Source organism: Clostridium sp. JS66, assembly GCF_033561535.1.
GTDB lineage: Bacteria > Bacillota > Clostridia > Clostridiales > Clostridiaceae > Clostridium_AM > Clostridium_AM carboxidivorans.
This window is the reverse complement of sequence record NZ_CP131467.1, coordinates 6,202,374-6,221,645: the sequence shown is the minus strand read 5'-3', so window position 1 is coordinate 6,221,645 and position 19,272 is coordinate 6,202,374. Positions and strand designations below refer to the sequence as shown.

The following is a 19,272-nucleotide window of genomic DNA, read 5'->3' as shown; positions in this document are numbered from 1 at the left end:
TGAAGGATTTTACACATAATAAAAATTATTTAAGGTACATTTCGCCTACTTTAAATACATCTCCAGCACCAACAGTTAAAATAACATCTCCATTTTTTGCATTTTTATTTAAATAAGAAACAATTTCTTCAAAACTGTGAAAATTAAAACATGCTGATTTTGTTTCTTTAATTTTATCTGCAAGCATAGAAGAACTTACCACACCTGTATCTTTTTCTCTAGCAGCATATATGTCCGCTAAAATTAATTCATCAGCATCATCAAAAGCTTCAGTAAACTCTTTAAATAAATTTAACGTTCTTGAATAAGTATGTGGTTGGAATACACAAAAAATTTTATTGTGTGGATAATTTTTTGCAGCGCTTAAGGTGGCTTTTATCTCAGTTGGATGGTGTGCATAGTCATCTACAACTGTAATTCCATTTTTAACTCCTTTGATTTCAAATCTTCTATGGGTTCCTTTAAAGCTTTCCAATCCTTTAGATATAAGGTTTGTTGGAATATCCAGACTTAATGATACACATATACTTGCAAGTGCATTTAAAATGTTATGCTTACCAGGAACATTTAATTTAACGGACGTTATCATTTCATTTGAAGCGTAAACATCAAAAGAAGCGCAACCTTTTTCGTCAAATTTCATATTTTTAGCTAATACATTTCCATTAGTTAATCCATAAGTCAACACATTGCAGTTACACTCAGAAATTACCTTGCTCATCCTTGGATCTTCTCCATAACATATTAGATAGCCGTTTTTAGGAATTAGTTTTGCAAATTTTATAAATGCATTTTGTATGTCATCTATATCTTTATAAAAATCTAAGTGATCTGCATCTATATTTAAAATTACCCCTATATAAGGGAAAAATTTAAGAAAAGATCCTTTATATTCACAAGCTTCAGTTAAAAAATACTCGCTGTTACCAGTGCGAACATTACCATTTATGGCATCTAATTGACCGCCTACAAGTATAGTAGGATCAAGATTTGCATTTAAAAATATATGGGATACCATAGAGGTTGTAGTAGTTTTACCATGAGTACCAGCTATAGCTACATTAAATTTATGACCTTTCATTAAATGTCCTAAAAATTCAGCACGACTCATTATTGGTATATTTAATTCTTTAGCTTTTAGTAATTCAGGGTTATCTTTAGAAACAGCAGCAGTATAAACTACTAGATCTATATCTTCAGATATATTTTCTTCAACCTGTCCTATATTAATTAAGGCCCCATTATTTGCTAACTTGTTTGTTACTGGGGAAGTTTTTATATCAGAACCAGCTACTTTAAAGTTTTTTTCTAAAAGTATTTCGGCTAAGCCACTCATGCTTATTCCGCCTATACCTATAAAGTATATTTTTTTATCTTTGTCTTTTATGAAATCAAATGACAATGTAATCATCTCCTTAATAATTAACCTTATTTATTAATTATATACAAAAATAATAAGAAAAAACACAGTTACTAAATTTTATTTTATATAATTGATAAATAATCTGTATAAAATAAAATTTCCTGTTGTATATCACTAAATATGATGACATAGTATTGATTAAGTATGGCTTTTAGAATAGAATATGAATATTAGAATATATTTTTAAAAAAATATTCGTAAAATTTATATAGATAATAGGTGATATAATGGAGAAATTTACTAGAAATCAAAGGGTTGCGGCTATAACTAAAGTATTAATAGAAAATCCAAACAAGATAATAAACTTAAACCATTTTACAGAAATGTTTAATGCGGCTAAGTCTACAATAAGTGAAGATTTGGTGGTTGTAAAGGATACCTTAAATAAGCTTTCTATGGGAAGAATAGAGACTATATCTGGCGCAGCAGGTGGAGTGAAATATGTATGCGGGTTATCATATGAAAAAAGTAAGGAATTTGCTGAAAAACTATGTATTATTTTGAAAAATAGAGAAAGAATAATACCAGGGAATTTCTTGTATGTAACAGATATAATGTTTAATCCACAAATAATACATACGGCAGCTATAATACTTGCATCAGCCTTTAATGATAAGTGTGTAGACTATGTTGTTACAGTTGAAACTAAAGGAATACCGTTAGCTTACCAGGTAGCAAAAATGCTTGGAGTACAGTTAGTTGTGGTGAGAAGAGAAACAAAGCTCACAGAGGGATCTACTTTAAGTATAAATTTTGTTTCAGGTTCAAGTGGTAGAATACAAAATATGTCGTTATCAAAAAAAGCAATTAAGAAAGGAAGCAAGTGTGTATTTATAGATGATTTTATGAAGGCTGGAGGCACTGCTATGGGTATAGTTGATTTACTTAAGGAATTTGATAGTGAGCTTTTAGGAATTGGAGTATTAATAGATAATGTAGAAACTCCTAAAAAATTAATTCATGATTATGTATCCATAGTAGATTTTGAGGGAAGTGATGAAAAAGGAGAGGCATTATTATTTCCTTCTAAAATGTTTAAATAGAAATTTGAAAAAATTTATTGATTTTTCAAAAAATAAGAAGGAAAATTATAAGTTATAGAGAATACTATATAAATAAGCATCTTGGAGGTGGATTTTATATGCAAATTACAGACGTTAGAGTAAGAAAAATTGCTGCTGAGGGTAAAATGAAAGCTATTGTTTCAGTAACCTTTGATAATGAATTCGTTGTTCACGATATAAAGGTTATAGAAGGTCAAAATGGGCTTTTTATAGCAATGCCAAGCAGGAAAACTCCTGATGGAGAATTTAAAGACATTGCGCATCCAATCAATACTCAAACAAGAGAAAAAATTCAAAAATCAATTCTAGACGAATACGAAAAAGTAAAAAGTGAAGAAACTGTTTCTGCTGAAAAAGTAGAAGAATAGTAAAAAGGAGTAGTTAATACTCCTTTTTATTATTGTAAATTTTACATAAAAATTCTGTATAAGGTTGAAAATAAATTTTATATAAAATATAATATTAGAGGATGTTTTATAATTATAAAGTAGAAAAATGTAATTTTATAACCATAAAGAGGTGTTAAAATGTATAAATGTGCTATAATATTAGCAGCTGGAGAAGGAAAAAGGATGAAATCTTCCCTTCCCAAAGTTATTCATAAGATATGTGAAACAGAAATGGTAAATGTAGTAATAGATGTTATGAGAAATTCAGGAATAGATGAAGTAAATGTAGTAGTTGGAAAAGGTGCGGATAAGGTAAAGGAGGCTACTTCATCAAGAAATGTTATATATTCTTTTCAAGATAAGCAATTAGGAACTGGCCATGCAGTAATGTGTGCTGAGGAATTTTTGGAAGAAAAGAAAGGAACAGTAGCCATATTTACTGGAGATGCTCCTTTAATTACAGAAGATACTGTTAAGAAACTAATTAATTTTCATGAAGATGGAAATTATAAAGCTACTATTTTAACATCCATAGTAGATAATCCTACTGGATATGGAAGAATAGTAAGAGAAAAAAATAATAATGTTTCCAAGATAGTAGAACATAAAGATTGTAATGAAGAAGAAATTAAAATTAATGAAATAAATTCAGCTATGTATTGTTTTGATATACAAGCGTTACTTGAAAGCATTAAGAAGTTAAATAATAATAATGCACAAGGAGAATACTATTTAACAGATGTTATTGGAATTTTAAAGAATCAGGGAGAAAAGATAGGTGCACTTCCTGTGCCATTTGAAGAAACTATGGGAGTTAACTCTAGAATACAACTTGCAGATGCAGAAAAAGTTATGAGAAGACGAATAAATAGAAAACATATGGAAAATGGAGTTACTTTAATTGACCCTGATAATACATACATAGGTAAGGATGTAGAAATTGGCAATGATACAGTGATATATCCTGGCAATGTTCTACAAGGAAAAACAATTATAAAAGAAGAATGCATATTATATCCAAATTCAAGAATAGACAACAGTACTGTAGAAAAAGGAGTTACTATTCAAAGCTCTGTAATATTAGATAGTAAGATTGGTGAGAATACTACAGTTGGACCATTTGCTTATATAAGACCATTAACCGTTATAGGAAAATCAGCAAGAATAGGAGATTTTGTCGAAATTAAAAAATCTACTATAGGAGATAATACGAAGGTTTCACATTTAACTTATATTGGAGATGCAGAGGTTGGAAGCGGATGTAATTTCGGATGTGGAACTGTTGTAGTTAACTACGACGGAACAGCTAAGTATAAAACTATAATTGGAGACAATGCCTTTATAGGTTGTAACACAAATTTAGTTTCTCCAGTTACAGTAAAAGATAACTCATATATAGCAGCAGGATCTACCATAACAAAAGAAGTTCCTGAGGGTGCTTTGGCGGTTGCAAGGGCTAGACAAAAGAACATAGAAGGTTGGGTAGAGAAAAAAGGGCTAAAGAAATAAATTTTAGGAGGATTATATAATGATAACCCATGGTAAGAACATTAAAATTTTTACAGGTACTTCTCATCCTGAATTAGCTAAAGATATTGCTAATATATTAGGACTATCCGTTGGAAGCGCAAAGGTTTCAACTTTTAGTGATGGTGAAATATCAGTAGATATTAACGAGACAGTAAGAGGAACAGACGTATTCGTAGTACAATCAACTAATAATCCAGTAAACAGCAACTTAATGGAACTTTTAATCATGATTGATGCATTTAAAAGAGCGTCTGCAGGAAGAATAACTGCAGTAGTGCCTTATTATGGTTATGCAAGACAGGATAGAAAAGCAAAGGCAAGAGATCCAATTACAGCAAAATTAGTAGCAGATATTTTAACTGCTGCAGGAGCTGATAGAGTATTAACTATGGATTTACATGCAGCTCAAATCCAAGGATATTTTAATATACCACTAGATCATTTGTTAGGAGCACCTATTCTTGCAAAATACTTTATACAAAAAGGATTTGCAGATAGAGAAGACATAGTTGTGGTTTCTCCAGACCTTGGAAGCGTAACAAGAGCTAGAAAGTTTGCAGATAAATTACATGCACCAATAGCTATAATAGATAAAAGAAGACCAAAGGCTAATGTATCAGAAATAATGAATGTTATTGGTGATATAAAGGATAAAACTGTAATATTAATTGATGACATGATAGATACTGCAGGAACTATAACTAATGGAGCAAATGCTTTAGTAAAATTAGGAGCAAAAGAAGTATATGCTTGTTGTACACATGCTGTTTTATCAGGACCTGCTATAGACAGAATAAAAGAATCTGCTATAAAAGAGTTAATAATGTTAAATACTATAAACTTACCACAAGATAAAATGCTAGATAAATTTAAGATTTTATCAGTAGCACCTGTATTTGCAGAAGCTATAAAGAGAATATATGAGGATATATCAGTAAGTAAGTTATTTGAAGACTAATAATTAATTGGAAGAGTATGTAGAATTAAATTCTGCATACTTTTTTAATATAGTAAATTATTTGTAACTTTTTTACGTATATACTGTTACTATTTATAGTATGTGTGGTAAATTTAATAGTAAGTATACTGACATAGAATTTTAGTAGTATACTTAATATTGAACATTAAAAAGTTTCTATATAATAAATTTAAAGTGCGAAATTTGATTAAATGAAGGAGATAGTACAATGGAAGGTTCTATAGGAAAAATATTAATTGTAGATGATGATGAAAACATATGTGAAGTAATAAAAATGTATGTTGAAAACTCAGGTTATAATACTGAAGTTTGTCATGACGGAAGAGAAGCACAGGAAGTTTTTTTAGAATATAAACCTGACTTGGTTTTATTAGACATTATGTTGCCTCATGTTGATGGTATAGATGTATTAAAGTGGATAAGAAAAGAATATGAAACACCAGTTATTATGCTAACTGCTAAAGGAGAAACTTTCGATAAGGTACTTGGATTGGAGCTTGGAGCAGATGACTATATAGTTAAACCTTTTGAACCTAAAGAATTATTAGCTAGAGTTAAGGCTGTCTTGAGAAGATACAATGTAGATAATGAAAATAAAGAAGTATTAAGTTTTGAAGACCTAACAATAGACATAAATTCTTACACTGTAGTTTATAAAGGACAGGAGATAAAAATGCCTCCTAAAGAATTTGAACTGGTATATTATCTAGCAAATAATAAAAATAGGGTATTTACAAGAGAGCAGCTTTTATGTGAGGTTTGGGGATATGATTATCCAGGAGATTCAAGAACAGTAGATGTACATGTAAAAAGACTTAGAGAAAAATTACAAGGAGGACCTAATTGGCAAATAGAAACAGTATGGGGTGTAGGCTATAAGTTTGAGGTGAAATAGCATGAAGAAAGGTTTAGTCTCTAAACTTGCAGCTACATTTATAGTAATAATTTCAGTTAGCTTTATCATGACAGCTGCATTTCTATCATATTGGTTTGAAGGATACTATTTTGAACAGAGAAAGACGCAGCTTATGTCAGATTCTCAGCTTATAGCTACTGCAGCTGTTCAATATATAGATGAAAAAATAACTGCTGATAAATTTAATGATGCCTTAGTTTATGTTGGTAAGTATCTATCTGCCAATATATGGTTAACGGATAATTATGGAATTGTTTATGCTGTTTCTGATAATGAACATAAAAATATACTTGGCAAGCAAGTCTTAACTAATGATTTAGAACAATTAAGAGAAAATCATGTTGTGGAGAGTAGAGGAAAGTATGGAAAACTAATTACAGCTCCAGTCCATACTATTGAAATTCCTATTTTCCATAATGAAATGTTTAAAGGTGTAATAATAATGCATTCATCTTTAAGTGAAATAAGTGGAGCTTTAAAGAGAGTTTATGAAATAATATGGATTTCTGCTATATTTGCCATAATGGTTTCTTGTATTGTAATATATTACATTTCACGAAAAATAATAATAAATCCTCTTGCGCAAATTAACTATGTAGCAGATAAAATATCTAAAGGAGAAGTGGATAGAAGGGTTAAAATAAATTCTAAGGATGAAATAGGTGTCTTGGCAAAATCATTTAATTCTATGGCAGATTCTTTGGAAAAAGTAGAAAAAAACAGAAGAGAATTTATTTCAAATGTATCCCATGAAATAAGATCTCCTATAACATCTATTAAAGGGTTTATAGGAGGGATTTTGGATGGAGTTATTCCAAAGGAAAAGGAGAATTATTATCTATCTATAACTTATGAAGAAATTCAAAGACTTACAAGACTTGTAAATGACCTATTGGATTTGTCGTCAATTGAAGCAGGTCAATTTAAATTAAGAATTGAAGAAATTGATATAAATGAAATTATAAGATTGTGTGTAATAAAGTTTGAAACCAAGATAAAAGAAAAAAAGCTTACAGTAGATGTATTAATGCAAGATGATAAACTTTTAGTAGTTGGAGATAGAGATAGAATAACCCAAGTAGTGACAAATCTTACAGATAATGCAATAAAGTATGTAAATGAAGGCGGAAATGTAAAAATTAGTACCAAGGCAAAAGGGGAGAAGGTAATAGTATCAATATTCAATGATGGACCAGGAATATCAGAAGAAGGACTAAAGCATATATGGGATAGATTTTACAAAGAAGATAAATCTAGAACTTCAAAGGTGAGTACAGGACTTGGTCTTCCTATAGTAAGCTGTATACTTACACAATTAGGAGAAGATATATGGGCAGAAAATCAACAACCTCAAGGAGTTACGTTTACATTTACTCTAAAAAGGATTTAAAAAATAATAACAGTTTGTTCATAGTTACGTAAAAAAAATTTACTAGTATATATATAATGGATTAAATATATTTTTATGAGGTGCAATTTTATGGACGATAATAGAGAGAATAGGATTAAAGATGTGAAATGGCAAAGTGTAGATAATGCTACAGGAGGAATAAAATTTACTAATAGTAGAAAAAAAGCTAGATTAAAAAGTTTAGCAAAGGGAGTTACTTTTATATTAATAGCAGCAGTTTCAGGAGGAATATCAGGAGCATATATATCGGGTAAAAGATATTCTGATAAGTCTTATACACAAATAAACCAATCTTTAATTGAACCTAAAAGCCAAGATAATCAAACTAAAATTGCAGATACCTCTAAGAATTCTATAACTAAAGTGGCTGAAATGGTAGGACCTACAGTAGTAGGTATAAGCAATAAAGCTGAAGGATATTTTGGCCTGCAGGATGTAGGAAGTGGTTCAGGAATTATATTTGATCCTAATGGATATATAGTAACTAATAATCATGTAGTAGAAGGTGCTTCTAAAATTACTGTTAAGTTTTCAAGTGGAAAAGTTTTACCTGCAAAGCTAGTTAAAGCAGATAGCAGATCAGATTTAGCCATTATAAAAGTTGAAGCACAAAATTTACCTACAGCTAAATTTGGAGATTCATCTAAAGTAAAAGTGGGTGATACGGCTATTGCTATAGGAAATCCATTAGGTCAAGAGTTTTCTGGTTCTGTTACGGCGGGAATAATAAGTGCTTTAAATAGGAAGATACAGTATGGTGGTGCTATATACAAAGTTTTACAAACTGATGCAGCTATAAGTCCAGGAAATAGTGGTGGTCCACTTTGCAATAGTGCAGGTGAAGTTATAGGTATAAACAGCTTAAAGCTAGGTGCAGATCAAAATGCAGAGGGTATGGGGTTCGCAATATCTATAAATGAAGCAAAGAGTATAATAAACTCACTTATGAGCTATGGTAAAGTTTCTAGGCCTTTTTTAGGAATATATGGTCAAAGTGTAGTTTCTAAGGAAAATAAAGTTGAAGGTGTATATGTTAGTGAGGTAGTACCAGAAAGTGGTGCAGCTTCAGCAGGAATAAAACCAACAGATATTATAGTAGAATTAGATAATAAAAAAATCTTACGCTTTGAAGATTTATCTGATGTTTTAGATAAACATAAAATTGGAGATTCTATAAAGTGTAAAGTTTGGAGAAATGGCAAGACTATAGAAGTAAATATAGTTCTTTCCGATGTGAAAGAAAAAAATAAGTAAAGAGACATTTAGTCTCTTTATTATTTATGTCTTTTAGTATAATATATACTTTAGTGAATAATTAGTGTGGGAAAGGTAGTTAGGAGTGAAAAAATGTTTTTAATAGTTGGTTTAGGCAATATAGGAAAACAGTATGAGCATACCAGACATAATGTAGGATTTGATATTATAGATTTAGTAAGTGACAAGTATAATATATCTATAAACAGGGAAAAGTTTAAAGGAATGTATGGAGAGGGAAATATAGCTTCTGAAAAAGTTATATTATTAAAACCAAGTACATATATGAATTTAAGTGGAGAAAGTATAAGGGAAGTAGTAAATTTTTATAAAATCAGCAATGAACAAGTAATAGTATTATACGATGATATAAGTTTGGAAGTAGGTAGGCTTCGAATAAGAGAAAAAGGAAGTGCTGGTGGCCATAATGGAATAAAAAGCATTATAGCTAACTTAGGTACTGATGTTTTCCCAAGAATTAAAGTAGGAGTAGGACAGCCTAAGTCAGAATTAGTATCTCATGTTTTAGGAAGATTTAATGTAGAAGACAGAGAAAAGGTTATTAAGGTTTTTGATGTTAGTGTAGATGCTGTAGAAAATATAATAAAATATGGAGTAGATGAGGCTATGAATAAATTTAATAGTTTTAAGGTGTAGAAACTATACCTAAATTTGACCAAAATTTTTAAAGTTTATAGGGTGGTTGTTAAAATGAGATTAGAAGGGCTTTTAAAACCTCTTAAAAGTAGTAGGGAATTTAAAAGTATAATTAATAGTATAGAAAAAAGTAAATTTCCTGTAGGGATATTTGGACTTTCTGAGTCGGCTAGGGGATATTTAATAGATGGAGTGTATGAGGAACTAGACAAGCCTTTTCTAGTACTTACTCATAGTGATGTAGAGGCAAAGAGGTTATATGAAGATTTATCTTTATATCTTACTAATGTTTATTATTTTCCTACAAAAGAAGTGGTTTTTTATAATATTTATGCCATATCGGGAGATCTTAGATGGGAAAGACTGAAAGTTATTAGGGAAATGCTTAAGAGTGGTAAAAAGATTATAGTTACATGCATAGAGACGTTAGCTTCTAGCTATATACCTGTAAACCTTTATAGAAATTATACCTTTAATATTTCTATAAAGGATATTTTAGATATAGAGAATTTAAAGCAAAAGTTAATACAATGTGGATATGAGAAAGTAGAGATTATAGATGGTAAAGGACAGTTTTCTATAAGAGGAGGGATAATAGATATATATTCTCCTATAGCTGCAGAGTCATATAGAATAGAACTTTTTGGTAATGAAGTAGATTCTATCAGAAGCTTTAATTTGCAATCACAAAGAAGTATTGAGAAAGTAAAAAGTATAGAAATTTTTCCAGCCAAAGAAATGATTTTGGATAATGAAAGTATAGAAAAGGGACTTCAAGGCATGGAAAGTGATTTGAAACTTGTATGTGATAGGCTAAAAAAGAGAAAAGACAATGATGCATTAGAAAATGTTCAGCAAGAAGTTAAAAAAAATTTAGAGTCTTTAAGGGAAAATTGGACTTTTGAAACTATAGATAGCTTTTTGCCGTATTTTTATGATAAGACTTCTTCTTTCTTAGACTATACAGAAGGATATTTTATAATTTTAGATGATTTACAAAGGTGTAAGGGAAAACTAGATAGTGTTTACTTTGAATTTGAAGAAAATTATAAAAGCTTTTTGCAAAGAGGGAATATTTTATCAAAGCAAAGTGAGTTATTACTAAATAAAGCTCATGTGTTTGAATCTTTAGAAGAAAAAGAAGTTATGACTATGGATGCTATACCTAAATCTACAAAAATCCTAGCACCAAGATCTATAATTAATTTTTCTCAAATAACATTGCATAATTACCATGGACAAATGGACTTACTTATACAGGATATAAAGGATAAGAAAAGTAAGGGAGTTAAAATAGTTATTCTTTCAGGAACCAGGCCAAGAGGAGAAAGATTAGTAAATACTTTGCGAGATAACGATATAGAAAGTTCTTATAAAGATGTAATACATGATATTCAACCAGGAGAGGTAGTAATAACATTTGGAAGTCAATTAAATGGTTTTGAATATCCAGAGTTAAAAGTATGTGTTATTTCAGATAAGGAGGTTTTTGGAGAGGCAAAAAGAAAATCTGCTAGCAAGGCATCTAAGAAAGGAATAAATAAGATTAAAAGCTTTGCAGAACTTAAGCCTGGCGACTATGTGGTTCATGCAAATCACGGAATAGGAGTATATAAAGGAATAAAGCAGCTAGAACTTCAAGGACATAAAAAGGATTATCTTGAGTTAATTTATGAGTCTGACGATAAATTGTATGTTCCTGTAGAACAACTGGACATGGTTCAAAAGTACATAGGAACTGAAGGAAAAATACCTAAGATAAATAAACTAGGAAGTACAGAATGGGCAAAAGCAAAAAAGAAAGTTAAAAAGTCTATAGAAGAAATAGCTGAAGATTTAGTAAAGCTTTATGCTGTTAGATCAACATTAAAGGGATATAAATATTCAAAAGATACTGTTTGGCAGAAGCAATTTGAAGAAGAGTTTCCTTATGAAGAAACTCCAGATCAGGTTACGTCAATAGAAGACATAAAATCAGATATGGAATCAGATAAACCTATGGACAGACTGTTATGTGGTGATGTAGGATATGGAAAAACAGAAGTTGCTGTAAGGGCAGCTTTTAAGGCAGTAATGGACGGAAAGCAAGTAGCGCTTTTAGTTCCAACTACAATACTTGCACAGCAGCACTATAATAATTTTGTACAAAGATTTTCTGATTTTCCTGTAAAGATAGACATGATAAGCAGATTTAGAACAACATCACAGCAAAAAGCTACTATGAAGGCTTTAAAAGCAGGAGAAATAGATATACTTATAGGAACACATAGAATTATTCAAAAAGATGTTCAATTTAAGGATTTAGGGCTTTTAATAGTAGATGAAGAGCAAAGGTTTGGAGTTACGCATAAAGAAAAAATAAAAAAGATGAAAAAAAATATAGATGTATTAACTTTAAGTGCTACACCTATACCTAGAACATTACACATGTCACTAGTAGGTGTAAGAGATATAAGTGTAATTGAAACGCCTCCAGAAGAAAGATATCCAGTACAAACTTATGTAGTAGAATATAATGATCAGTTAATAAGAGATGCTATATTAAGAGAGTTAAATAGGGGAGGACAGGTTTACTTCGTATATAATAGGGTTGAAAATATCAAAGAAATGGCTTCCTATATGGCTAAATTAGTTCCAGAAGCGAGAGTAGCTGTTGCACATGGTCAGATGCAAGAAAGAGAATTAGAAAATATTATAGTGGATTTTATGAAGAATGAGTATGATATTTTAGTGGCTACTACAATAATAGAGACAGGAATGGATATCCAAAACGTAAATACTATGATAATATATGACTCAGATAAAATGGGGCTATCTCAATTGTATCAGCTAAGAGGAAGAGTTGGAAGAACCAATAGAATGGCTTATTGTTATCTCACATATAGAAAAGATAAAATCTTAACAGAAGTGGCTGAAAAAAGGCTTAAGGCTATAAAGGATTTTACAGAATTAGGATCAGGATTTAAAATAGCACTAAAGGATCTTGAAATAAGAGGAGCAGGAAATATGATGGGATCCTCTCAACATGGCCATATGGCAGCTGTAGGATATGACTTATATTGTAGGATGCTAGAGGATACTATAAAGCTTGTAAGAGGAGATATAGATAAAGAGCCAGTAGAAACAACTGTAGAATTAAAGGTAGATGCATATATTCCAACAAACTATGTAAAAGATGAAGTACAAAAGATAGAGATATACAAAAGGATTGCAGCTATTGATTGTTATGAAGATATGGAAGATATTGAAGAAGAATTGAAGGATAGGTTCTCAGATATTCCACCTTCTATATATAATCTTATGAATATAGCCTATATAAGAAGCATAGGTAAGAAACTAGGAATTCAAGAAATCAAGGAAAAGAAGGATGAAGTTGTATTTAAGTTTGACAGTAAAGAAAGAATGGACGAAAATATGCTCAAAGGGCTTATAAAAGATTATAACAAAAAAATAAGTATAAAATTATCGGATAATCCGGGATTTGGATACAAAATTAAGGAGGTAAAGAGAGAAAATTTAGTTTATACTATAAAAGAAATTATGGAGTATATGGCTAATATATGTCATAAAAAATAATTTTGTAGTAGGATAGTTTTTGTGTTAAAATTAATTTGTATTGCTAAAAAGCATTAAGATGAATGGAGGAATAAGTTGTGAAAAGTGTAAAAAGATTAGTAAGCGCAGTTTTAATATCTGCATTTGCGTTTTCGACAGTTGGTTGTAATATGATAGCTAAAACGCCAGAAGCTATAAAAAATAGTGTTGTGGCAACAGTAAATGGAGAAAAAATCACTAGAGGTGAATTAGATAGTAATCCTAATTTAATGGGAGTTGTGGCTCAAATTAAGCAACAATATGGTGAAGACTATGAGAAGAATGATGATGCGAAAAGCATTTTAAAAGAGCAAAAGTCACAAGTACTTGATACTATGGTAGAGGCAAAGGTTATTGAACAAAAGGCTAAGGAATTAAAAGTGCTTCCAGATGATGCAAAATTAAAAGCTGAAGTTGATAAGCAGATTAGTAATATAAAACAACAACAATTTGGAAATGATGCAGCTAAATTTCAAGCAGCTTTAAAACAACAAAATCTTACAGAAGAAACTTTAAAGAATATGTATTATACCCAAATGAAAAATCAAGAAATAGTTACAAATGTTACGAATAATGTAGGCAAAGATGTTAAGGTTGATGATAAAAGTATTCAAGATTATTATAAAAATAATCCATACAAGTTTGCAGAAAAACCTGATAGAATACATACAGCTCACATATTAGTAAAAACTGAAGATGAAGCTAAAAAAGTAAAAGCTAGATTAGATAAAGGTGAAGATTTTGCTAAAGTTGCAAAAGAAGTTTCAACAGATACAGCTACTAAGGATAAAGGTGGAGATTTAGGATTTGTAAATTATGTGGATTCAGGTTTTGATGCTGCATTTATGGCTGGTGCTATAGCGTTAAAAAAAGGAGCTGTATCAGCTCCAGTTAAAAGCCAATTTGGATATCATATAATAAAATGTATAGAAAAAGAAGAATATCCTGTTAAAAAGCTTGATGCAGTGAAGGCTCAAATAAAAACACAACTTGAAACTGAACAAAAACAAAAGAAATATCAGGATAAAGTAGCTGAGTGGAAAAAGAGTGCTAAAATAAGTAAAAATGAAAAAAATCTTATATAAAAAATGAAAAAAACACAGTATTTTGTATACTGTGTTTTTTTTTACACAAGTAAATTCTAATTTAAATAACAATTGTGTATAAAATTTCATATTTAGAAAAATAATATTAACACAAGTTACATTTAAATTAGATTTTAGGAGGTAAGAAATAATGAAAGCAACAGGTATTGTTAGACGTATAGACGATTTAGGTAGAGTAGTTATACCAAAGGAAATAAGAAGGACTCTTAGAATAAGAGAAGGGGATCCATTAGAAATTTTTACAGATAGGGAAGGAGGAGTTATACTTAAAAAATATTCTCCTATTGGAGAATTAAGTGACTTTTCTAAAGGATATGCAGAATCATTGCAGCAAGTTATAGGAAATATAATAATGATATGCGATAAGGACAGTATAATATCTATAAGTGGCGCAACTAAGAAGGAGTACTTGGAGAAAAAAATAAGTGATGATCTTGAAAAAATAATAGAAGATAGAAAGACTATAAATTTTGCAACTGACAAGGAAAAGCCAGTGGCTTTATATGATGATGAAGAAGTTGAAGGAAAGTATTCAGCACAAGTAATTTCACCAATAATAGCAGAAGGTGATGCAATTGGCGCCGTAATTATAGTATCAAAAGATGAAGGAAAAAAATTTGGGGATGTTGAAACTAAATTGGCTGAAACTGCATCATCTTTCATAGGAAAGCAAATGGAACAATAAATAATGGCAGCATATGCTGCCATTATTTATTTGTTTTTTGCTCCATAGGTGATTATTGACATAAATATAAAAAATATTCATGTAATTAGAGTAATAATACCCTTTAAATTTAAATAATTATAAAAATGTAAAGTATTATTTAGAAAAGTTTGCTCTTAAAAAAGAACAATCGGGGGTATTTTTATGAAAAAGCAATCACTAATTAAAGGAACACTTATCTTAGGACTTGCGGGAATAATATCAAAATTTTTAGGATTATTTTTTAGATGGCCATTACAAATGCTTATAGGAGACGAGGGAGTAGGATATTATCAAATGTCTTTTCCATTATATATGTTTTTTATTGCTGCAGCATCAGGGATACCTGTAGCTATATCTAAAATGGTATCAGAAAGAAATGCTATAAATGATCATGAAGGGGTAATTCAAGTTTTAAGAAAGGCAATGCTCCTTATGTTTATTTTAGGCGTTGGGTTTACGGCAATATTACTTATCTTTTCCAGACCAATTATAGCATTTTTAAAATGGGATGAAAAATCTTATTATTCACTAGTTTCCATTGCCTTTGCACCTATATTTATATCTGTAATGAGTGCATTTAGGGGCTTTTTTCAGGGATTACAGAATATGAACTGTACTGCAATTTCGCAGATAATAGAGCAGATAGGAAGAGTTATAGTTGGAGTTGGACTTGCTTACATACTTCTACCAAAGGGGATAGAATATTCAGCTGGAGGAGCAGCACTTGGAGCGGCTGCAGGAGGACTGTTTGCAGGAATTTACTTATTAGCAAAATATATAAAAATAAGAAAAGAATTTAAAGTTAATATAATGCATGATGATATAGATATTATGAATAAGTTGCTATATATAGCTATACCAGTTTCATTGGGTGCAGCAGCAAGCAGTATAATGAGTCTTATAGATTCTGCAATAGTTCCTCAAAAGTTATTACAAGCAGGGTTTAATTATAAACAAGCAACTATATTATATGGACAACTTACGGGAAAGGCCTTTATCATGATCAATGTTCCATTAACGCTTTCAGCAGCATTGTGTGCTTCTTTAATGCCTATAATTGCAGAGGCATACATATTGAACAGAAGATTTGAGGTCATAAATAAAGTGGATTTGGCTATAAAACTTTCAATGGTTATAGCATTGCCATCCTGTTTAGGACTATATAACCTTGCTTATCCAATTTTAAATTTAATATTTCCAGGACAATCTGATGGTTTTAAAATATTACAGTATTCAGCTATATCCATACCATTCATAATTTTGGCACAAACTTCAACAGCTATTCTTCAAGGAGTAGGAGAATATGTAATGCCAATAGTTAATTTAGCCATTGGATGTGCCATAAAAACAGCAATTACAATACAAATGGTTTCTATGCCTGGTATTAATATCTATGGTGCTGTAATAGGGAGCATATGTGGATATGTAATAGCTTCTATGTTAAATATGATGTTGCTTAGAAGAAAATTGAAGATTAATATAAACTATTTTCAAACAGTTATAAAACCTGCATTTGCCTCTACTTTAATGATAATAATTGTTGTAATTATTTATATGAATGTCTATAATTATACCATAAGCAGTAGAATAGCCTGTATTGCGGCTATATTTTCAGGTATTATTGTATATAGTATATTTATATTTATATTTAGAATATTTAAATATGATCATGTTAAAAATAGGATTTTTAGAAGATAGAGGTGGGAAAATATAAATGATAAAGATAGTTGGTCTAGGACCTGGAGCTAAAGAAGCTATAACTATAGGTACTTTAGAAGTTTTAAAAAATAGTGATAAAATTTATTTAAGAACAGAAAAGCATCCTACAGTACAGTTTTTAAGAGAATATGGTATAAAATTTGAAACTTATGACCATAAATATGAACAAGGTGAAAATTTTGACCAAGTATATGAATCTATAGCTGATGATTTAATCAATAAGGAACTACAATATGGAACTATTGTATATGCAGTACCAGGTCATCCATTAGTAGCTGAAAAATCCGTTAATTTATTAATACATTTATGTAAGAAAAAAGGAATAGAAACGGAAATATTCACAGCTGTAAGTTTTATAGATGTTCTTATGGAAAGTTTAAAAATAGACCCTATAGAGGGAATAAAAGTAATAGATGCTTTTGATATGAAGAGTCAAGTTTTAGACAAAAGAGTAGGAACCATAATAACTCAGGTGTATGATAAACTTATAGCTTCTGAGGTTAAATTAGCTTTAATGCAATACTACCCTGATGATAGTGAAGTTTATTTTGTAAGAGCAGCAGGGGTTAAAGGATTAGAGAGCATTAGAAAGATGCCATTATATGAAATAGATAGGCAGGAAGATATAGATTATTTAACTTCAATATATATTCCTAAAAGTTTGGAGGTAAGAAAAGATTTTAATGATCTATTAGATATAATAAGCGTATTAAGGTCAGAAGATGGGTGTCCCTGGGATAAGGAACAAACTCATGAAAGTATAAAGAAATGTCTTATAGAAGAGTGCTATGAAGTATTAGAGGCTATAGATGAAAAAGATGATGATAAACTTATTGAGGAACTAGGAGATGTATTACTTCAAATAGTTTTCCACTCACAAATTGGTAAGGAAGAAGGATTTTTTAATATCAATGATGTAGTGGAATGTATTTGTAAAAAGATGATTGACAGGCATCCACATGTATTTGGTAATATAGATTTGAATACATCTGAACAGGTTTTGGTAAATTGGGATAAGATAAAGAAAAAAGAACAGGGTCTTACTAGTTATACAGAAGAGTTAAAACATGTGCCTAAAAATCTACCAGCATTAATGAGAGCAGAGAAAATTCAAAAAAAGGCAGCTAAGGTTGGATTCGATTGGGATAAAGTGGAAGATGCAATGGATAAGGTTTTAGAAGAATATTATGAAGTAAAGAATGTATATAAAGGGAAAGAAAGGGTAAAAATAGTAGAAGAAATAGGGGATTTAATATTTGCTTCAGTAAATATTGCTAGATTCCTTGACATTAACCCTGAATTTGCATTAAATTATACTATAGAGAAATTTATTAAGCGTTTTGCATATATAGAAGAAAAAGCAAAGTCTAAAGGTGTCGATATGATAAATATGACATTAGAACAAATGGATGACCTTTGGGAAGAAGCAAAAGTAAAAAATTAAAGTTTTTTTATGCAAAAACGATGAAAAAAAAGGATTTTTCAAATTAATGAAGAATAAGCTAGTATGCAAACTAAAGCATACTCAATATTAAGGAGGTAAAAAAGGTGAACAAATCAGAATTAATCGCAAGTATAGCAGAAAAGTCAAAACTAACAAAGAAGGATGTAGAAGTAGTTTTAAAGGGTTTTATAGAAAGTGTTGAAGAAACACTTGAAAAAGGTGATAAAGTTCAACTAGTTGGATTTGGAACATTTGAAACAAGAAAGAGAGCTGCAAGAGTAGGCAGAAATCCAAGAACTAAAGAAGAAATAGAAATACCAGAATCAACAGTTCCAGTATTTAAAGCTGGTAAAGAATTTAAAGATAAAGTAAACAAATAATACTAAAAAAACCTGGGTGTAAATCTGGGTTTTTTGTTTTAAAAGAGGGGAATTAAAATGAGGTTAGATAAGTATCTTAAAGTTTCGAGAATAATAAAGAGAAGAACAGTGGCAAAAGAGGCTTGTGAAGGTGGAAGAGTAAGTATAAATGATAAAATAGCAAAGCCTAGCACAGAGGTTAAGGAAGGCGATATTATAGAGATTAGATATGCTAGTAAATCCCTTAAAGCTAGAATTGTAAATATTGCACAACATGTTACAAAAGAAAATGCACAGGCAATGTACGAAATTATATCAGGACAAGAGGATGAAGAATAGATTAAGGATTAAAAGTAGTACTTCAATTTAGTAATATCCCATTAAATATAAACATATATTTAAATATAAGTGGAGGGGATGTTATGGAAAAAAAAGAAGTAAAGGTAGTGGAAGATAAAAAAAGTATATTGCATATTGAAAATAGAAAAAGGTTAGTATTAAATGGAGTTGTAGAAGTTATAAGTTTTAATGAAGAACAAATAGTATTAAATACCAACCTAGGTACACTTAATATAAAAGGGCAAGGTCTTAAGATGAACAAACTAGATGTACAAAATGGAGATGTTACCATAATCGGAATGATAAGTTCCTGCATATATACAAATAATCAAGAAAAAAAACAAAAAGAAAAACTAATATCAAGATTATTTAAGTAGGAATA

17 protein-coding genes are annotated in these 19,272 nt (G+C 30.1%); 16 read left to right on the top strand and 1 reads right to left on the bottom strand.

The window, feature by feature from the left end:
* Positions 1 to 25: 25 nt before the first annotated feature.
* The gene (murC, locus tag Q6H37_RS28920; RefSeq protein WP_318738510.1) at positions 26 to 1,402 is read right to left on the bottom strand and encodes a UDP-N-acetylmuramate--L-alanine ligase; all 1,377 of its coding nucleotides are present in this window, start codon (positions 1,400 to 1,402) and stop codon (positions 26 to 28) included.
* Between the two features lie 248 nt (positions 1,403 to 1,650).
* Here murC and purR point away from each other — a divergent pair, with 248 nt between their 5' ends.
* The 16 genes from purR (at position 1,651) to yabP (ending at position 19,267) form a co-directional block, all read left to right on the top strand.
* Positions 1,651 to 2,466: a pur operon repressor gene (gene purR, locus Q6H37_RS28915; RefSeq protein WP_007059878.1), complete on the top strand. Its 816-nt coding sequence runs from the start codon at positions 1,651 to 1,653 to the stop codon at positions 2,464 to 2,466.
* 98 nt (positions 2,467 to 2,564) lie between these two features.
* Positions 2,565 to 2,855, top strand: coding sequence for a septation regulator SpoVG (gene spoVG / locus Q6H37_RS28910; RefSeq protein WP_007059879.1), 291 nt, complete (start codon positions 2,565 to 2,567; stop codon positions 2,853 to 2,855).
* A gap of 159 nt (positions 2,856 to 3,014) precedes the next feature.
* A complete protein-coding gene (gene glmU, locus Q6H37_RS28905; RefSeq protein WP_318738507.1) occupies positions 3,015 to 4,385 on the top strand; it encodes a bifunctional UDP-N-acetylglucosamine diphosphorylase/glucosamine-1-phosphate N-acetyltransferase GlmU in 1,371 nt (456 codons plus the stop codon).
* A 19-nt stretch (positions 4,386 to 4,404) separates the two neighbouring features.
* The gene (locus tag Q6H37_RS28900) at positions 4,405 to 5,364 is read left to right on the top strand and encodes a ribose-phosphate diphosphokinase (RefSeq protein WP_007059881.1); all 960 of its coding nucleotides are present in this window, start codon (positions 4,405 to 4,407) and stop codon (positions 5,362 to 5,364) included.
* A 229-nt stretch (positions 5,365 to 5,593) separates the two neighbouring features.
* Positions 5,594 to 6,280 (top strand): response regulator transcription factor, encoded by a 687-nt coding sequence (locus tag Q6H37_RS28895; protein ID WP_318738505.1) that lies wholly within the window; start codon positions 5,594 to 5,596, stop codon positions 6,278 to 6,280.
* Position 6,281: 1 nt separating this feature from the next.
* Complete coding sequence (locus tag Q6H37_RS28890) at positions 6,282 to 7,691, top strand: HAMP domain-containing sensor histidine kinase (RefSeq protein ID WP_318738503.1); 1,410 nt, start codon at positions 6,282 to 6,284, stop codon at positions 7,689 to 7,691.
* 90 nt (positions 7,692 to 7,781) lie between these two features.
* On the top strand, positions 7,782 to 8,966 hold the full coding sequence (locus Q6H37_RS28885) for a S1C family serine protease (RefSeq protein ID WP_318738501.1): 1,185 nt from the start codon (positions 7,782 to 7,784) through the stop codon (positions 8,964 to 8,966).
* Between the two features lie 93 nt (positions 8,967 to 9,059).
* The gene (gene pth, locus Q6H37_RS28880) at positions 9,060 to 9,623 is read left to right on the top strand and encodes an aminoacyl-tRNA hydrolase (RefSeq protein ID WP_318738500.1); all 564 of its coding nucleotides are present in this window, start codon (positions 9,060 to 9,062) and stop codon (positions 9,621 to 9,623) included.
* 54 nt (positions 9,624 to 9,677) lie between these two features.
* Positions 9,678 to 13,199: a transcription-repair coupling factor gene (mfd, locus tag Q6H37_RS28875; RefSeq protein ID WP_318738498.1), complete on the top strand. Its 3,522-nt coding sequence runs from the start codon at positions 9,678 to 9,680 to the stop codon at positions 13,197 to 13,199.
* A gap of 77 nt (positions 13,200 to 13,276) precedes the next feature.
* Positions 13,277 to 14,302 carry a peptidylprolyl isomerase gene (locus Q6H37_RS28870; RefSeq protein WP_318738496.1) on the top strand — a complete coding sequence of 342 codons (1,026 nt, stop codon included), beginning with the start codon at positions 13,277 to 13,279 and terminating at the stop codon, positions 14,300 to 14,302.
* Between the two features lie 151 nt (positions 14,303 to 14,453).
* Positions 14,454 to 15,008, top strand: coding sequence for a stage V sporulation protein T (spoVT, locus tag Q6H37_RS28865; protein ID WP_318738494.1), 555 nt, complete (start codon positions 14,454 to 14,456; stop codon positions 15,006 to 15,008).
* Positions 15,009 to 15,191: 183 nt separating this feature from the next.
* Positions 15,192 to 16,727, top strand: a complete 1,536-nt coding sequence (locus Q6H37_RS28860; RefSeq protein ID WP_318738492.1) for a polysaccharide biosynthesis protein — start codon at positions 15,192 to 15,194, stop codon at positions 16,725 to 16,727.
* 16 nt (positions 16,728 to 16,743) lie between these two features.
* Entirely contained in the window at positions 16,744 to 18,192 is a 1,449-nt protein-coding gene (gene mazG / locus Q6H37_RS28855) for a nucleoside triphosphate pyrophosphohydrolase (RefSeq protein WP_318738490.1), read from the top strand.
* An 86-nt stretch (positions 18,193 to 18,278) separates the two neighbouring features.
* Positions 18,279 to 18,572: an HU family DNA-binding protein gene (locus tag Q6H37_RS28850; protein ID WP_158407996.1), complete on the top strand. Its 294-nt coding sequence runs from the start codon at positions 18,279 to 18,281 to the stop codon at positions 18,570 to 18,572.
* A gap of 57 nt (positions 18,573 to 18,629) precedes the next feature.
* The gene (locus Q6H37_RS28845; RefSeq protein ID WP_007059893.1) at positions 18,630 to 18,890 is read left to right on the top strand and encodes an RNA-binding S4 domain-containing protein; all 261 of its coding nucleotides are present in this window, start codon (positions 18,630 to 18,632) and stop codon (positions 18,888 to 18,890) included.
* Between the two features lie 83 nt (positions 18,891 to 18,973).
* Positions 18,974 to 19,267 (top strand): sporulation protein YabP, encoded by a 294-nt coding sequence (yabP, locus tag Q6H37_RS28840; RefSeq protein ID WP_007059894.1) that lies wholly within the window; start codon positions 18,974 to 18,976, stop codon positions 19,265 to 19,267.
* The last annotated feature ends 5 nt before the right edge of the window (positions 19,268 to 19,272 follow it).

What these genes read in the sequence shown, in the direction of transcription:
- purR (WP_007059878.1), top strand. Translation starts at nt 1,651, where the DNA reads ATGGAGAAATTTACTAGAAATCAAAGGGTTGCGGCTATAACTAAAGTA.
- spoVG (WP_007059879.1), top strand. Translation starts at nt 2,565, where the DNA reads ATGCAAATTACAGACGTTAGAGTAAGAAAAATTGCTGCTGAGGGTAAA.
- glmU (WP_318738507.1), top strand. Translation starts at nt 3,015, where the DNA reads ATGTATAAATGTGCTATAATATTAGCAGCTGGAGAAGGAAAAAGGATG.
- Q6H37_RS28900 (WP_007059881.1), top strand. Translation starts at nt 4,405, where the DNA reads ATGATAACCCATGGTAAGAACATTAAAATTTTTACAGGTACTTCTCAT.
- Q6H37_RS28895 (WP_318738505.1), top strand. Translation starts at nt 5,594, where the DNA reads ATGGAAGGTTCTATAGGAAAAATATTAATTGTAGATGATGATGAAAAC.
- Q6H37_RS28890 (WP_318738503.1), top strand. Translation starts at nt 6,282, where the DNA reads ATGAAGAAAGGTTTAGTCTCTAAACTTGCAGCTACATTTATAGTAATA.
- Q6H37_RS28885 (WP_318738501.1), top strand. Translation starts at nt 7,782, where the DNA reads ATGGACGATAATAGAGAGAATAGGATTAAAGATGTGAAATGGCAAAGT.
- pth (WP_318738500.1), top strand. Translation starts at nt 9,060, where the DNA reads ATGTTTTTAATAGTTGGTTTAGGCAATATAGGAAAACAGTATGAGCAT.
- mfd (WP_318738498.1), top strand. Translation starts at nt 9,678, where the DNA reads ATGAGATTAGAAGGGCTTTTAAAACCTCTTAAAAGTAGTAGGGAATTT.
- spoVT (WP_318738494.1), top strand. Translation starts at nt 14,454, where the DNA reads ATGAAAGCAACAGGTATTGTTAGACGTATAGACGATTTAGGTAGAGTA.
- Q6H37_RS28860 (WP_318738492.1), top strand. Translation starts at nt 15,192, where the DNA reads ATGAAAAAGCAATCACTAATTAAAGGAACACTTATCTTAGGACTTGCG.
- mazG (WP_318738490.1), top strand. Translation starts at nt 16,744, where the DNA reads ATGATAAAGATAGTTGGTCTAGGACCTGGAGCTAAAGAAGCTATAACT.
- Q6H37_RS28845 (WP_007059893.1), top strand. Translation starts at nt 18,630, where the DNA reads ATGAGGTTAGATAAGTATCTTAAAGTTTCGAGAATAATAAAGAGAAGA.
- yabP (WP_007059894.1), top strand. Translation starts at nt 18,974, where the DNA reads ATGGAAAAAAAAGAAGTAAAGGTAGTGGAAGATAAAAAAAGTATATTG.